The organism is Glycomyces algeriensis, from assembly GCF_027622855.1.
GTDB lineage: Bacteria > Actinomycetota > Actinomycetes > Mycobacteriales > Micromonosporaceae > Glycomyces > Glycomyces algeriensis.
Map to the genome: position 1 here is coordinate 331,768 of NZ_JAPZVR010000002.1, position 15,365 is coordinate 347,132.

The 15,365-nt window shown below is 70.4% G+C and carries 14 protein-coding genes; 6 read left to right on the plus strand and 8 right to left on the minus strand.

Annotated elements, in window-relative coordinates:
* Positions 1 to 5: 5 nt before the first annotated feature.
* Both O2L52_RS04760 and hisI read right to left on the minus strand, forming a co-directional pair.
* Positions 6 to 620, minus strand: coding sequence for a Trp biosynthesis-associated membrane protein (locus O2L52_RS04760; RefSeq protein ID WP_270114182.1), 615 nt, complete (start codon positions 618 to 620; stop codon positions 6 to 8).
* Positions 617 to 961 (minus strand): phosphoribosyl-AMP cyclohydrolase, encoded by a 345-nt coding sequence (gene hisI / locus O2L52_RS04765; protein ID WP_270114183.1) that lies wholly within the window; start codon positions 959 to 961, stop codon positions 617 to 619. Before hisI ends, O2L52_RS04760 begins: the two co-directional genes overlap by 4 nt.
* 79 nt (positions 962 to 1,040) lie before the next feature.
* On the opposite strand from hisI, the gene O2L52_RS04770 reads away from it, so the two are divergent.
* The 3 genes from O2L52_RS04770 to O2L52_RS04780 all read left to right on the plus strand — a co-directional run bounded on the left by O2L52_RS04770 (position 1,041) and on the right by O2L52_RS04780 (position 4,754).
* Positions 1,041 to 1,766 carry a RibD family protein gene (locus O2L52_RS04770; RefSeq protein WP_270114184.1) on the plus strand — a complete coding sequence of 242 codons (726 nt, stop codon included), beginning with the start codon at positions 1,041 to 1,043 and terminating at the stop codon, positions 1,764 to 1,766.
* A 222-nt stretch (positions 1,767 to 1,988) separates the two neighbouring features.
* On the plus strand, positions 1,989 to 3,737 hold the full coding sequence (locus O2L52_RS04775; protein WP_270114185.1) for a BCCT family transporter: 1,749 nt from the start codon (positions 1,989 to 1,991) through the stop codon (positions 3,735 to 3,737).
* A gap of 54 nt (positions 3,738 to 3,791) precedes the next feature.
* Complete coding sequence (locus O2L52_RS04780; protein ID WP_270114186.1) at positions 3,792 to 4,754, plus strand: quinone oxidoreductase family protein; 963 nt, start codon at positions 3,792 to 3,794, stop codon at positions 4,752 to 4,754.
* 25 nt (positions 4,755 to 4,779) lie between these two features.
* On the opposite strand, the gene O2L52_RS04785 is transcribed toward O2L52_RS04780, so the two are convergent.
* Complete coding sequence (locus tag O2L52_RS04785) at positions 4,780 to 5,781, minus strand: GlxA family transcriptional regulator (RefSeq protein ID WP_270114187.1); 1,002 nt, start codon at positions 5,779 to 5,781, stop codon at positions 4,780 to 4,782.
* A gap of 111 nt (positions 5,782 to 5,892) precedes the next feature.
* On the opposite strand from O2L52_RS04785, the gene O2L52_RS04790 reads away from it, so the two are divergent.
* Positions 5,893 to 6,819, plus strand: coding sequence for an NADP-dependent oxidoreductase (locus O2L52_RS04790; RefSeq protein ID WP_344472587.1), 927 nt, complete (start codon positions 5,893 to 5,895; stop codon positions 6,817 to 6,819).
* Between the two features lie 522 nt (positions 6,820 to 7,341).
* Here O2L52_RS04790 and O2L52_RS04795 read toward each other — a convergent pair.
* From O2L52_RS04795 to hisF, 3 genes are all read right to left on the minus strand, one after another.
* On the minus strand, positions 7,342 to 9,126 hold the full coding sequence (locus tag O2L52_RS04795) for an ABC transporter ATP-binding protein (RefSeq protein WP_270114189.1): 1,785 nt from the start codon (positions 9,124 to 9,126) through the stop codon (positions 7,342 to 7,344).
* On the minus strand, positions 9,123 to 11,003 hold the full coding sequence (locus tag O2L52_RS04800) for an ABC transporter ATP-binding protein (RefSeq protein ID WP_373897054.1): 1,881 nt from the start codon (positions 11,001 to 11,003) through the stop codon (positions 9,123 to 9,125). The genes O2L52_RS04795 and O2L52_RS04800 overlap by 4 nt, the downstream gene beginning before the upstream one ends.
* A 682-nt stretch (positions 11,004 to 11,685) precedes the next feature.
* On the minus strand, positions 11,686 to 12,450 hold the full coding sequence (gene hisF / locus O2L52_RS04805) for an imidazole glycerol phosphate synthase subunit HisF (RefSeq protein WP_270114191.1): 765 nt from the start codon (positions 12,448 to 12,450) through the stop codon (positions 11,686 to 11,688).
* Positions 12,451 to 12,603: 153 nt separating this feature from the next.
* On the opposite strand from hisF, the gene O2L52_RS04810 reads away from it, so the two are divergent.
* Together O2L52_RS04810 and O2L52_RS04815 are read left to right on the plus strand one after the other, a co-directional pair.
* Positions 12,604 to 13,017, plus strand: a complete 414-nt coding sequence (locus O2L52_RS04810; protein ID WP_270114192.1) for a hypothetical protein — start codon at positions 12,604 to 12,606, stop codon at positions 13,015 to 13,017.
* Positions 13,018 to 13,037: 20 nt separating this feature from the next.
* Complete coding sequence (locus O2L52_RS04815; RefSeq protein ID WP_270114193.1) at positions 13,038 to 13,748, plus strand: TetR/AcrR family transcriptional regulator; 711 nt, start codon at positions 13,038 to 13,040, stop codon at positions 13,746 to 13,748.
* 73 nt (positions 13,749 to 13,821) lie between these two features.
* On the opposite strand, the gene O2L52_RS04820 is transcribed toward O2L52_RS04815, so the two are convergent.
* Both O2L52_RS04820 and O2L52_RS04825 read right to left on the minus strand, forming a co-directional pair.
* A complete protein-coding gene (locus O2L52_RS04820) occupies positions 13,822 to 14,232 on the minus strand; it encodes an SCO5389 family protein (protein WP_270114194.1) in 411 nt (136 codons plus the stop codon).
* Between the two features lie 131 nt (positions 14,233 to 14,363).
* Positions 14,364 to 15,332, minus strand: coding sequence for an ATP-binding protein (locus tag O2L52_RS04825; RefSeq protein ID WP_270114195.1), 969 nt, complete (start codon positions 15,330 to 15,332; stop codon positions 14,364 to 14,366).
* Positions 15,333 to 15,365 lie beyond the last annotated feature (33 nt).

A 15,365-nucleotide genomic window follows, 5' to 3' on the forward strand; every position in this document is an offset into this window, starting at 1 on the left:
TTCACCTAAGATCGTCCCTTCTCCTGCGCCGATGCCGTGATATTAGGCGACGAGGGGTCCTCGCCGGAGTCGAGGGCGTTCCACAGGGACACCGGGTCCTCTGCTATGGCGGACGCCTTGTCGGGGGCCGCTTCGTAGCGGTCGCTGCTGTCGGGCCAGGCGCCGGCGCGCGCGGTGGTGGCGGCCCCGGCGAACGCGAGGACGAGCGCGGCCGCGCCCATGGCGATCGGCCAGGGCCCGGCGTCGAGGTTGAGGGCGCCGCCGAGGGCGGTCGCGAGGCCGGCGAGGGCGGCGACGACGCCGAGGACGCGGCGGGCGCGGTTGCCGGTGGCGAGCATCGCCAGGAAGGCGGCGCCGCCGGCGAGGGCGCACGGCAGGGCCCAGGAGGCGAGGTCGGTGCCGGCCTGGGCGGTGGTGGCGGTGATCCCGGCGTGGCCGGTCTCGTTGGTCGCGGTCCAGTCGCGGGAGGCGGCGAGCGCGCTGAAGGCGGCCGCGAGGATCCCGGCGAGGAGCACGCGAGTGCGTTCGGCGGCGCGCTTGTCGGCGGGACTGGTCTCGGCGGTGCCCTGATCGGCGGCGCCGTCTCCTGCAGCGGTGTCGCCGCTGGTCGGTTCGCTCATGCGATCTCCCTTCCGGTGAAGCAGGTGCGGGTGCCGGTGTGGCAGGCGGGGCCGGTCTGGTCCACCTGCAGCAGGACGGTGTCGCCGTCGCAGTCGACCGCGACCGAGACGACCGCCTGGTGGTGGCCGGAGGTCTCGCCCTTGACCCAGTACTCGCCGCGGCTGCGCGACCAGTAGGTGGCCTTGCGGGTGGCGACGGTGCGCCGCAGCGCCTCGGCGTCCATCCACGCGAGCATGAGGACCTCGCCCGTGTCGTGCTGCTGCGCGATGGCGGGGACGAGCCCGTCGGCGTTGAACGTGAGGTTCGCGATCACGTCGTCGCTGGTCTGTCCTGCTTCCACGTCTACCGATTGTGATCGCACCCCTGCGGGGTCCGCCACCCGGCCCCGGTCGGGAGTGCATCGTGGGATTCTCGGGGGCATGGAGCGCCCTTATGTGATCGTTTCGGCCGCGATGAGCATCGACGGCTTTCTCGACGACGTCTCGCCGGAGCGGCTGATGCTGTCGAACGCGGCGGACTTCGACCGGGTGGACGCGGTGCGCGCGAGCGTCGACGCGATCGCGGTCGGGGCCGGGACGGTGCGCGCGGACGACCCGCGGCTGCTGGTGCGGTCGGCGGAGCGCCGCGAGGAGCGGTTGGCGGGCGGGAGGCCGGCGACGCCGCTGCGGGCCGTGATCTCGCCGTCGGGCCGGCTGGAGCCGGGCGCGAGGCTCTTCAACCGGGACGCGGACGACGCCGCCGGGCCGGTGGTGGTGTACACGAGCACCGAGGGGGCCCGGACGTTCCCGCTCGGGCCGGACGCGGACGAGTTCGGGCCCGCGACGTGGCCGGAGGGCTCGGCCCACCCCGAGGTGGTGGCGGTCGGCGAGAACGCCGTGGCGCCTCTCGCGGTCCTGGAGGACCTGGCCCGGCGCGGCATCGGGCGGGTCCTGGTGGAGGGCGGCGGGATCGTGCACACCGCGTTCATGTCGGCCGACCTCGTCGACGAGGTGCACTTGGTGGTCGCGCCGTTCCTGCTGGGAAGCGCGGGCGGGCCCCGCTTCGTGCACGCCGCGGCGTTCCCGCAGTCGCCCGACCGCCCCCTGAAACTGGTCGAGGCGCGCGCGATCGGCGAGGTCGCGCTGCTGGTCTACCGGCGGGACTGACTGCACAGCTGATCCAGCAGTGGGCGTGCTTCACCGGAACGACTGATCTACCTGCGCTGCTGATCTACCCGTACGACTGATCTGCCTATACGACAGTGCGGCGCGGCGCGCTGTCGTACCTGTACGACGGTGCGGCGCGGCGTCGCCGAATCGGACGGACACGCGCGTTTCGTCACTTATGGTGACTGAAGCGCCACTCCACCGACGAACGGAGCCCGTCCGATGGCAACGACCGCGACGCCGCCCACCGACCCCGGGGAGACCCCGCCGCCCGCCGTGCCCATCGAGGCGGAGGAGCGCCAGACGACCTACCCGGTCGACCGGCCGGTGTTCTGGATCAGCGCCGTCGTCATCCTCGCCGTGATCGTCTTCGGAGCGGTCTACCCCGACCAGTTCGAGACCGGCTCGACCGCCGCGCTCAATTGGGTCATCGTCAACTTCGCGTGGCTGTTCATCATCGCCGGCAACATCTTCGTGGTCCTCGCCATCTACATCGCCGCCAGCCGTTTCGGCGCCATCAAGCTCGCCGCGAGCGCGGACGAGGAGCCCGAGTTCGGGACCCTCCCGTGGATCTCCATGATGTTCGCCGCCGGCATGGGCATCGGCCTCATGTTCTACGGCGTCGCCGAGCCCCTGGCTCACTACTTCGAGGCGCCCCCGCCGCTCGAGCTCAACCCGGCGTCCCCCTTCTACAACGACCAGCTCACCGAAGGCGCCCTCGTCTACTCGTTCTTCCACTGGGGACTGCACCCGTGGGCGATCTACGCCGTCGCCGGCCTCGCCCTCGCGTACTCCACGTTCCGGAAGCAGCGCGGCAACAACATGAGCGACGCGTTCGCGCCCCTCACCGCCGGGAAGCGCTGGGGGCCCATGACCGGCAAGGCCATCGACCTGCTCGCCGTGTTCGCAACCGTGTTCGGCACCGCCGCCAGCCTCGGGCTCGGCGCCCTCCAGGTCGCGGTGGGCCTCGAGATCGTGGTCGGCGTCCCCGAGTCGACCCAGCTCGAACTGGTCGTCATCATCGCGCTCACCGCAGCGTTCGTCGCCTCGGCGTTCTCCGGCGTCCACCGCGGCGTCAAATGGCTCTCCACCACGAACGTCGTCCTCGCCCTGTTCCTCATCGTGTTCGTGTTCTTCGCCGGCCCGACCCTCTTCATCCTCGACGCGTGGCCCAACGCCATCGGCGGCTACCTCTCCGAGCTCGCCGGCATCTCCAGCGCCACCGGCGCGTTCGGCGGCGGCGAATGGCTGGGCACCTGGACGATCTTCTACTGGGCGTGGTGGCTGTCGTGGGCGCCCTTCGTGGGCACCTTCATCGCCCGCATCTCCCGCGGCCGCACCATCCGCCAGTTCATCGTCGGCGTCCTCCTCATCCCCTCGGCCGCGTCCACGCTGTGGTTCGCGATCCTCGGCGGCACCGCCCTGTGGCAGCAGAACCACGGCGAGGACTTCAGCGACGCCGTCGCCCTGGGCGAGGAGTACTCCCTGTTCGCGCTCCTGGAGTCGCTCCCGCTGTACAGCCTGCTCTCGGGGCTGTCGATGGTGCTCGTCGCCATCTACTTCGTCACCGGCGCCGACTCGGCCTCGCTCGTGCTCGGCTCGCTCTCCAGCCACGGGTCCCTCGCCCCGAAGAAGCCGCTCGTCGTGTTCTGGGGCGCGACCATCGGCGCCGTCGCGGCCGTGCTCCTGCTCTCGGGCGGGCTTCAGGGCCTCAAGAACGCGACGATCATCGTCGCGCTCCCGTTCGTCATCGTCATGCTCCTCCTCTGCGTCTCGCTCATGAAGGAGCTCGCCACCGACCCCGCCGGGCACCCGCTGCGGCACCAGCTGCGGCACAAGGGGTTCCGGGACGCGATCCGCAAACTCGTCGGCGAAGAGGTCGACTCCCGCACCGCGAACCCCAACAAGTGGAGCCGCGGGCGCGTGCGCTTCGGGGTCGGCAACGGCAAGCGCGGCGGCACAGAGGAGTAGGCGGCGCCGGGCGCTGCTATTTTATGGGGTGACCCTGCGGCGGAAGGAAACCCCATGAAGGCGATCGTGGTCGAGCAGACCGGCGGGCCGGGCGTCATGCGAGTCCTGGAAGGCGAGGACCCGGGCCCCCGCCCCGGCCAGATCGCCGTCAAGGTCGCCGCCGCCGGCGTCAACTTCATCGACGTCTACCACCGCACCGGCGCCTACGGCCTCCCGCTGCCGTTCACACCCGGCCTCGAAGGCGGCGGGTACGTCGCGGCCGTCGGCGCCGGCGTCACCGGCTTCGACGTCGGCGACGAAGTCGCCTGGAAGAGCGTCCCCGGGTCCTACGCGGACCTCGTCGTCGGCGACGCCGACCAGTTCGTGCTCGTCCCAGAGAAAGTGGCGGTCGAGACCGCCGCGGCCGTCATGCTCCAGGGCCTCACCGCGCACTACCTGTGCAACACCGTCCACCCCGTGCAGGAGGGCGACACCGTCATCGTGCACGCCGCCGCCGGCGGCATGGGCCTCCTCCTCACCCAGATGGTCAAGTCCAAGGGCGGCAAGGTCATCGGCACCGTCTCCACCGACGCGAAGGCCGAACTCGCCCGCCAGAACGGCGCCGACCACGTCATGCGCTACGAGGGCTTCGGCGCCAAGGCCCGCGAGCTCACCGGCGGCGAAGGCGTCGCGGCCGTCTACGACGGCGTCGGCAAGACCACCTTCGCCGAAGGGCTCACCGCACTGCGCCGCCGCGGCGTCATGGCGCTCTTCGGCCAGGCCAGCGGCCCCGTCCCGCCCGTGGACCCGCAGGACCTCCACCGCGGCGGCTCGCTCGTCCTCACCCGGCCCACCCTCCACGACTTCACCGCGACCCGCGAGGAGTTCCTCTGGCGCGCGAACGAGGTCTTCCAGATGATCGAGGACGACGACCTGCTCGTGCGCGTCGGCGAGACCTTCCGCCTCGAAGAGGCCCCCGAAGCCCACCAGGCCCTCGAAGCCCGCAAGACCACCGGGAAGCTCCTCCTCATCCCTTAGCGCCACTCCACATCACGCACGCACGTCACTCCATAGCGGACACCGCGGCCCGCTCGCGGAACGTGCGGCGGTACGCCGACGGCGACACCCCCAGGACCGCCCGCAGGTGCTGCCGCAGCGACACGCCCGTGCCCAGGCCCGCCCGGTGCGCGATCTGGTCCACCGTCAACTCGCTCGACTCCAGGAGCCGCCGCGCGTGCTCCACGCGCTGCCGGGTGAGCCACTGGGCCGGGCTCTGCCCGGTCTCCTCGCGGAACCGCCGCGTGAAAGAGCGACGGCTCATCCGCGCCCGACTCGCCAAAGCATCGATCGACAATGGACTGTCGAGGTGCTGCAGCGCCCACTCGCGGACCTCCGCGGTCCCCGCCCCGGTCACCTCCGGCACCGGCCGCTCGATGAACTGCGCCTGCCCGCCCTCGCGCCACGGCGGCATCACGCAGCGGCGCGCCACCGCGTTCGCGACCTGACTGCCGTGGTCGCGCCGCACCAGGTGCAAGCAGAGGTCAACGGCCGCACCGGCTCCGGCCGACGTGAGGATGCGCCCCTCGTCCACGAACAGCACGTCCGGATCGACCCTGACCTCCGGATGGCGCTCACTGAGCCGGTCCGTGAGCATCCAGTGAGTGGTCGCGGCGCGGCCGTCGAGCAGCCCCAGGTGGGCGAGCACGAACGCGGCACTGCAGAAGGAGACGATCCGCGCCTCGGGCCGGATCCGCGCGAAAGCCGCCCCGAGCCCGGCGGGCAGGTCAGGGAAGTCGCAGGTCGGCCCCTCCACCGGGTCCACAGTGGCCACGATGACGGTGTCGGCGCCGGCCAGCAGCTCTGGCCCGTGCTCCACGTTGATCGTGTACCCGGCGGTGGTGCGCACCGGCCCGCCGTCGAGGGAGCACACGCGCACCTCGTAGCGGTCGGTCCCGTCGGCGCGGCCGGCCGAGGCGAAGACGCGCTCGGGGATGCCCAGGTCGAAGGTGATCACCCCGTCGAGGGCGAGGACCGCGATGCGGTGGGGCGCATTGGGTTCCGTCATGGCCCGATTCTTTCATATAACGGCCTTCAGGTCACTAGGCGAAGCCGCGCCGCTCGCGAAGACTGGGGGTCACCGAAAGGCCACTGTCAGAAAGGCAACGCCATGACCACCATGCGCGCCATCGTCCAGAACGCCCTGGGCGGATCCGAAGTCCTCGAGCTCGCCGAGGTCGAACGGCCCGAACCGGGCGCGGGCGAGATCCTCGTGAAGGTGCACGCCGCCGGCCTGAACCCGGTGGACTGGAAGGTGCGGACCTACGGCGCGATCACCGGCGACCCGACCCCGTTCACCGTCGGCTGGGACGTCTCGGGCACCGTGGAGGCCGTCGGCCCCGGCGTGCGGCTCTACCGGGTCGGCGACGAGGTCTACGGCATGCCGCGGTTCCCGGAGTTCGCCGGCGCCTACGCCGAGTACGTGACCGCGCCCGCCCGCCACTTCGCCCCCAAACCCGCCGGGCTCAGCCATGAGGAGGCCGCGGCCCTGCCGCTCGCCGCCCTCACCGCCTACCAGTCCCTCGTGGACATCGCGGGCCTCCAAGCGGGCCAGAAGGTCCTCATCCACGCCGCCGCGGGCGGCGTCGGCCACCTCGCGGTCCAGATCGCGAAGGCCAAGGGCGCCTACGTGATCGCCACTGCCAGCGCCGCCAAGCACGAGTACCTGCGGGGCCTCGGCGCCGACGAGGTCATCGACTACACGGCCGGCGACTTCGCCGAGCAGGTGAGCGGTGTCGACGTGGTGCTCGACGGCGTCGGCGGGGACTACGCCGCCCGCTCCGCCGCGGTGGTCCGCGACGGCGGCCACCTCGTCATCCTGCCGAGCCCGGCCGAAATCCCCGAGTCCGAGCTGGCCCGGATCAACGCCGGCTACAACATCGTCGAACCCGACCTGGGCGGGCTCAAGGCGATCACCGCGCTGGTCGAGTCAGGCCGGCTCACGCCCACGGTCTCGGAGACGTACGCGCTCGAGGACGCGGCCAAGGCCCACGAGTCGCTGGAGCAGGGCCGCACGATCGGCAAGATCGTCCTCACCATCGCCTAATCGCCTGGCCAGTTATCCACAGACTCTTCACCAGGCAACAAAAGTCAAGCTCACGAAGTTATCCACAGGCAGAAAACTCTTGTTGCCGTCCAACTACCCCACATGTTGTAGTAGATAGCAAAAACGCCATCTGGCACCGGCGGGATGGCGGCGACACAAGGGGATTCGCGAACGTCGCCATACCGAGACCGCGCGCGGGAATCCACCCGCGCGCGGTCCCCGCCAGGTGCCACACCCCTCCGCCTCCGCGGAGGCCGAGCGTGGGGGGGGGGGGCCCCCCCCGGCCCCCCCCCCCCCCCCCCCACAGCGCCACAGCGGGGGGGGGGGGGGGGGGGGCGGCCCCCCCCCCCCCCCCCCACGCCACAACACCATTCAGCTCAGCCCAAGACTCGACTAAAGCACTCAGCTCAACTCAGCCCGAGACTCGAACCAAAGCATTCAACTCAGCCGAAGCCCGACTCAGCATTCAGTTCAGTCCAGCTCGAAACCCAGACGCACATTCAACTCGACTCACCACTCGGCTCAACTCGAGCGGGTCTGCTCGACCCACGAGCCGTGCAGCCCGGCATAGACCGAGCCGGGCTCGGCGGCGAGTTCGGCGTGCGGCCCGTGCTGCACCAGGTTCCCCGCGTCGAAGACCAGCACCTCGTCCGAGGTTTCGGCCGTCGACAGGCGGTGCGCGATGATCACCGTGGTGCGCCCGCGCGTGACCGCGTCGAGGGCCGATGAGAGCCGCAGCTCGGTGGCCGGGTCGACGGCGCTCGTGGCCTCGTCGAGGACGAGCAGGTCCGGGTCGGCCACATAGGCGCGCACCAGCGACACCAATTGGCGCTCGCCCACACTCAGGTTCGCGCCGCTCTCGCCGAGCGGCGTCTCGAGGCCGGCCGAGAGCGTCTCGAGCCAGTCGTCGAGGCCGAGCTCGGCGAAGGCCACGTAGATCTCCGCGTCCGTCAGCTCGGGCCGGGCGAAGCGCACGTTGTGCGCGAGGGTGCCGTTGAACAGGAAGCCCTCCTGGGGCACCATCATCACCCGGCTGCGCAGCGACGCGAACGTGACCCCGGTCAGCGGCACGCCGCCGATGACCACGCTCCCGGAAGTCGGGTCCATCAGGCGGGTCAGCAGTTTCGCGAACGTGGTCTTGCCCGAGCCGGTCTCGCCGACCACGGCGACCTTCGAATGGGCCCGGATCTCGACGTCGATGCCGTGCAGCACCTCCTCGCCGCCCGGGTAGGCGAAGCGCACGCCTTCGAAGCGGACCCCAAGGGGCCCTTCGGGAAGGGCGACGCCGTCGACCGGGTCGGCGACGTCGGGCTCGGTGTCGACGATGTCGAGCACGCGCCGCCAGCCGGAGACCGCGTTCTGGGCCTCGTTGAGCGTCTCTGTGCCGATCACGATGGGCTGGGTGAAGAGGATGACGAGGAACAGGAACGCCGTCAGCTCGCCCACAGTCATCGATCCGTCGGCGACGAGGAACGCGCCGAGGACCACCACGATCACGTTGACGCCCAGGTAGACCAGCTCCCCCGCGCCGAACGAGAATGCCGAGCGGCTGATCGCGCGGGTCTGGTCGCGCCGGTGCTCGTCGATCGACGCGTCGAGCCGCTCGCTCGTGCGGGCCCCGACCCCGTACGCGCGCACGGTGCCCGCGCCGACCACGGACTCGGCGACGGCCGAGAGCATCTTGGACACGCTCTTGCGCACATCCGTATAAGCGGCGGCCAGGTGCCCCTGGAGCCATTTGATCAGCCAGGTCACGGGGATGAACACGACCCACACCGCGATCGCCAGCTGCCACGAGTAGACCGCCATGACCACGGTGGCGACGACGATCTGCGCCGCCGCGGTCACCAGCACCATGCCGCCCTGCTGCAGGAACGTGCTCACCTGGTCGATATCGGTCGTGACACGCGCGGTCAGCGCACCGCGCCGCTCGGACTGCTGGTGCAGCATCGACAGGTCGTGAATGTGGCGGAACGTCCTGCGCCGCAGCGACGCCAGCGCGTGCTCCGAGACGACGAACAGGCGCCGGTTCATGAGGTAGTTGGTGCCGGTGGTGACAAGGAGGGCCGCGACGCCGATGGAGGCGACGAGTACGACGTACCCGATGTCGGGTCCGCCTTCGCCGAGGAGGCCTTTGTCGAGGACCTGCTGCGCGCCGATGGGTACGACGAGGCGGCCGATGGAGGTGACGGCCGCGAGGAACACGGTGAAGCCGAGGCCGCGGCGCAGCTCGGGCGAGAGCCGTAGGCCGCGTTTGACGGTCTGCCACGGGCCGGGCTGCGTCTGGGTTGCTTCTTGCGCGCTCACGCCGTGGTCTCCTCTTCGTTGCGCTTGGTGCCGTTGAGGCCGGCGTCGTAGAACTCGGTGTCGTTCAGTTCGCCGTCGAATTCGGGGGCGCTGAATTCGGGGTCGTCGAACTCGCTGTCGAATTCGCGTTCGGCTTCGGCCCGCTCGTAGGCGGTGACGAGGTCGGCGTAGGGCTGGTGGGTCTTGAGGAGGTCCTGGTGGGGGCCGCGGGCGGTGATGCGGCCGTTCTCGAGGAAGACCACTTCGTCGGCGAGGGCGATGGTGGCTCTGCGGTAGGCGACGACGAGGACGCTCGCGACTTCGGAGGAGTCCTTGAGGCCGGTGAGGATCTGCGACTCGACTTTCGGGTCGACGGCGCTGGTGGCGTCGTCGAGGATGAGCATCCGGGGTCTGCCGGCGAGGGCGCGCGCGAGGGTGAGTCGCTGGCGCTGGCCGCCGGAGAGGGTGGTGCCGCGTTCGCCGACCTCGGTGTCGAGGCCGTCGTCGAGGGCGGCGATGAACTTCTCGGCGCCGGCGGCGACGAGGGCGTCCCAGAGTCGGTCGTCGGTGAGCCCGGCGCGGTCGAGGGCGAGGTTGGCGCGGACGGTGTCGTCGAAGACGAACGGGATCTGCTGGACGAGCGCGGTGGTGCGGGCGAGGCTCGCGTGGGTGAGGTCGCGCAGGTCTTCGCCGTCGAGGGTGACGGTGCCGCGGCTGGGGTCGACGAGGCGGGCGGCGAGGTGGGCGAGGGTGGATTTGCCGGAGCCAGTGGCGCCGACGAGGGCGACGGTGGTGCCGGCTTCGACGGAGAAGGTGACTTCGTGGAGGGCTTCGTGGCCGTCGGGGTAGGCGTAGGCGACGGCGTCGAATTCGAGGCGCGCGGGGGTGGTCGTGTCGGGGAGTTCCTTGTCGCCGTAGGTCATGTCACCGGTGGCGGAGAGGACGTGGTCGACGCGGCGGCGTCCGACGACGGAGCCGGGGAGGTCGCCGAGGACCCAGCCGATGGCGCGGACGGGGAAGGCGAGCACGGAGAACATGAAGGAGACGGTGACGAGCTGGCCGAGGTCGATGGCGCCGGCTTCGTAGCGGGCGAGGCCGACGAGGAGGGCGACGAGCACGCCGATCTCGGGGAGTCCGGAGATCGCCGGTTCGAAGGCGGCGCGCAGGCGCCCGACGCCGATCATGGCGTCGCGCAGGTCCTCGGCGGTGGCGGTGAACCGCTCGGTCTCGGCCGCTTCGCGTCCCATTGCCTTGACGACGAGGGCGCCGTCGAAGGATTCGTGGCCGACGGCGGAGACTTCGGCGCGCAGTTCCTGGGCGCGCTTGGCGCGGGGGGCCATCTTGGTGGCGAAGAGGGCGTTGAGCGCGAAGAGGGCGGGGAACATGCCGAGGGCGACGAGCGCGATGGCCCAGTCGATCCAGAGGAAGGCGCCCATGGCGACGACGACCATGAAGAGGGTGCCGACCGCGAACGGGAGCGGGGCGAGGGGGCGGGTGGCGGCTTCGACGTCGGCGTTCGCGTTGGAGAGGAGGGTGCCGGTGGGGTGCTTCTGGTGCCAGGAGACGGGGAGGGCGAGGTAGCGGCGGGTGATCTGGCGGCGCCAGTGGGCCTGGACGCCGAACATCATGACGCCGGCGCCGATGCGGCGGGCGCACATGGTGGAGAAGCGGACGATGGAGGTGCCGACCAGTGCGGCGACGCCGATCATGACGGTGCCGAAGACGACTTCGCCGTTCTCGTAGGCGGGCACGGCGATCGCGGAGACGACCCACCCGACGACGAAGGAGAGGAAGAGTGTCATCGCGGTGTTCGCCATGGCCCCGGCGGCGCCAACCGCGAACGGTTTGGGTTCGAGGCGGATCATGTCGCCGATGTTGCGCAGTCCTTGGCGGAGGATGCGGTCGTCGGCGGGTTGGTCGTCTAGGGACGACGGTGTGTCGGCGCCGGTGGGCAGCGTCATTGGGTCTCCGGTCGGTGGGTACGGGCGCCAGCCCTGGGAGGCGCTGGCTAGCCGGTCGGCAAGCAACCGCTAGCAATCATGCCTCGCGCCTGCGACAGTCGCCAACCGCAATTCCACCCGACGGCATCGAACGGCATGATCACGCACGGTTCAGCACCAGTCGACAAATTGTCGTACCCCTAGGTCAGGGTTGATACCGGGGGCCCATCGATGTCCGATTTGCGGAGACCCTCCGCTCACGTTCGCTGTCCTCTCGGCAGGTGTGGCGAATTCCCGCGCCGATCACTCCTCGGGCGGGGCCAGCGCTCAAGCCATTTCAGACTCGACCCTCGACCTCACTCGGCTCGGCTCGGCTCGGCTCGGCTCGGCTCGGCTCGGCTCGGCTCGGCTCGGCTCGGCTCGGCTCGGCTCGGCTCGGCTCGGCTCGGCTCGGCTCGGCTCGGCTCGGCTCGGCTCGGCTCGGCTCGGCGAAGTCTGCGCGCCGATGACCGGCGGCGCGGTCGTTTCACAGAGACGCTTCGCTCACGTCCAGCAAAGCGATCGGTTTATCCGACCGGGCGGCCCATGGGGCGGTCGTTTCGCTGAGACGCTTCGCTCGCGCCCAGCGATGCCGGCCGCTTCAGCGGACCGGGTGGCCCGTTTCGCGTAGTTCCTGCTTGACCTCGCCGATCGCGACGTCGCCGAAGTGAAAGATCGAGGCCGCGAGGACCGCGTCGGCCCCGGCGTCGACGGCGGGCGGGAAGTGGGCGGCCTTGCCGGCGCCGCCGGAGGCGATGAGCGGGATGTCCACGGCCGCGCGCACGGCGGCGATGAGTTTGAGGTCGAAGCCCTGCTTCATGCCGTCGGAGTCGATCGAGTTGAGCAGGATCTCCCCCGCCCCCAGTTCGGCGGCGCGGGCGCACCATTCGACGGCGTCGAGGCCGGTCGAGCGCTTCTGGCCGCCGTGGGTGGTGACCTCCCAGCCCGATGCGGTGTCGCGGCCGGAGGCGACGTCGGCGGAGAGTACGAGCACCTGGTTGCCGAACCGCTCGGCGATCTCGGAGATGACCTCGGGCCGCGCGATGGCGGCGGTGTTGATGCCGACCTTGTCGGCGCCGGCGCGCAGGAGCCGGTCGACGTCGTCGGGGGTGCGGACGCCGCCGCCGACGGTGAGGGGGATGAAGACCTGCTCGGCGGTGCGGGCGACGACGTCGTACATGGTCGCCCGGTCGCCGGAGGAGGCGCTCACGTCGAGGAAGGTGAGCTCGTCGGCGCCGGCGGCGTCGTAGGCGGCGGCCAGTTCGACCGGGTCGCCCGCGTCGCGCAGGTTCTCGAAGTTCACTCCTTTGACGACCCGCCCGGCATCGACGTCCAGGCAGGGGATCACACGCACCGCAACAGTCACGTGGCAAGCCTACAGGCGCCGGTGGGCCGTGTCGTCCGCCATATTTCCGTATCATTCTTGAACATGTTCAAGACGCGGGTGTAGCTTGAAATCAGAAGTTGAACATGTTCAACTCAAGCCCGAACCACACCCCGCACAGAACGGAGCACTGCCATGGACCTGGCAGTCATCGGCTACATCGCCTACCTCCTCGTCGCCATCCCGCTCACCGTCTGGGTCGCCCGCACCCTCGGCGCCAACGGCTTCCACTTCATCAAGGACGTCTTCGCCGGCGACGAGCAGCTCGCCCAAGCCGTCAACAAGCTTCTCCAGGTCGGCTTCTACCTCCTGAACTTCGGGTTCGTGGCGCTGTGGCTGCGCACCGCCGACCCGGTCTACGACGCCCGCGGCGTCTTCGAGACCGTCGCCGTCAAGATCGGCGCCGTGCTCCTCGTGCTCGGCGTCCTCCACGTCCTCAACATCCTGGTGCTCAACGGCTTCCGCAAGCGCGGCCACGTCGACGCCCGCGCCCTCGCCACCCTTGAACCGCCGCGCCCGCCGCAGCGGCCGCAGGCGTACGGCGCCTGAACCGCAGTAGGATCGCCTGCGTGAGCACCGAAGCCGAGTCCTCTGACGCGTCCGCCCGCCCCTCCTCGAAGGGCGAGCGGACACGTCAGCGCATCATCGAGACCGCGCTCGACATGTTCGCCGAACGCGGCTACGACAAGACGACGATGCGGGCGATCGCCGCCGAGGCCGGCGTCTCCGTGGGCAACGCGTACTACTACTTCAAGTCCAAAGAGCACCTCATCCAGGGCTTCTACGAGCAGGCCACGACCCGCCACGCCGAGCTCACCCCGCGCCTGCTCGACGGCAAGGAGACGCTCGCCGAGCGGATCGAGGCGGCGCTGCTCGCCTGGCTCGACATCGCCGGGCCCTACCACGCGTTCGCGGGCCAGTTCTTCCGCAACGCCGCCGACCCGTCCAGCCCGCTGAGCCCCTTCTCCGCCGACTCCACCGAGAGCCGCGACCGTGACATCGCGCTCTACCGCGAAGTCCTCGAAGGGTCGAAGACCAAGGTCCCCAAGGACATGGCGGACATCCTGCCCGAGATGCTCTGGCTCCACCAGATGGTCGTGGTCCTGTACTGGGTGTACGACGCCTCGCCGGGCCAGGAGAAATCGCGCGAGCTGGCCCGCCGCACCGCGCCCCTCGCCGCCCGCGTCGTCGCCCTCTCCCGCCTGAAGATCCTGCGCCCCTTGGTGAAGCAGGGCGAGGAGCTCGTGCGGGACTTCCTCATCACCAGGCGCCCCGAGTAGACGCGAAACGGGCCGGCGGGACGAGTGTCCCGCCGGCCCGTTCAGCCTGTGCCGCAGCGCAGTGGCTCAGGGGTCAGCAGTCGCGCAGTTCCGGCGACTGGTTGAGCAGCTGCCCGCGCGGGGAGATGAACTTGCGGTACGTGTCCGAGTCGACCTCCGCCAGCGGGAACGCCGCGATCCGGTGGCAGTTCTGGAACGCGAGCTTCACGCCGTAGTGGCGTTCGAGCGCGCCGCGCATCGAGTCCGAGGCCAGCACCCGCAGCAGCTGCCCGCGGGCCTGCTCGTCCGGTGGGGGCGTGGTGTTGTCGGCGAACTGCGTCGAGCCGCTCGACGAGACCACCCCGTTCTTCAGGTCGTTCACGACCTTGGCGATGAGCTCCCATGCGAACGGCAGCGACTGCTTGACGCAGTCGATGAAGTCGGCGTCGCCGACCTCCCCCGCTTCAGCCTTGTGCAGCAGGTCTTCAGAGACGTCAAGGGACATGCGTTCTCCTCTCGGTTCGAATCGGTTCATTGTGCTCGGTCCGGTCACCGTCCGCTGTCGGGTAGTCGACGCAGAAGGGTCTCCGGACCGGGACGTCCAGGCCGGCCGCACGGCGCTGTGCGGCCGGGCCGCTAGACGGTCTGCGCCCGCAGCAGGTGCTCGCCGAGGACGAAGTCGGGCACGATCTGGTCGGCCAGGTCGACGCCGGCGCGGTCGTTGCCCCACGCGAGCGCGGCCTTGCGGTGGAACTCGTGGGCCTGGCGGGTGAACTTGGCCCAGTCCTTGCCAGCGGCCACGGCCCGCTCACGGGCGGCGTCGACCACGGCCAGGTTCTCCGGTTCGAGGTCGGCCACGGGCCCGACGCTGCCGCGCTCGGCGGCCTTGACGTACTTCGAGCGCGAGCACCAGCCCAGGAGGGCGTCGCCGACGTGGCCGCGCAGGAACGCGACGTCGTCCGCATCGTCGATCTTGTTGCCGATGACCGAGATCCGCACGTCGTAGTCCTCGGCGTACCCGAGGTACTGCTTGTAGACGCCGACGCTGCGCAGGGTCGGCTCGCAGACCAGGAAGGTGTGGTCGAAGCGGGTGAACATGCCGGAGGCGAAGGCCTCGGCCCCGGCGACCATGTCGACCACGACGAACTCGTCGGCGCCGTCCACGAGGTGGTTGAGCAGCAGCTCGACCGCCCCGACCTTCGAGTGGTAGCAGGAGACGCCGAGGTCGTCGTCCACGAAACCGCCCGTGGCGGCGAAGCGGATGCCCTCGTGCTCGGTGAAGAGCGCGTCGAACACCGGGTTCGACTCCCCCACCGTGAGCAGGCGCGAACCCGGGCCGGGCGGCGTGGTCTTGAGCATGAGCTCCGCCGTCGGGATGAGCGGGTTGCTCCCGCGCAGGTGCTCCTTGATGTCGCCGAGCCGCTCCCCGAGGACCGGACCCATCGCGGCGGCCTCGGCGTCGAGACCGAGCGCAGCGGCCAAGTGCTGGTTGATGTCGGCGTCGATCGCCATGACCGGGTGGCCGAGGGCGGCCGCGCGGCGCGCGAACAGCGAGGCCATCGTGGTCTTGCCCGAGCCGCCCTTGCCGACGAAGGCGAGTTTCATGCTGTGGTCCCCCACCAATTGAAAATGGTTGTT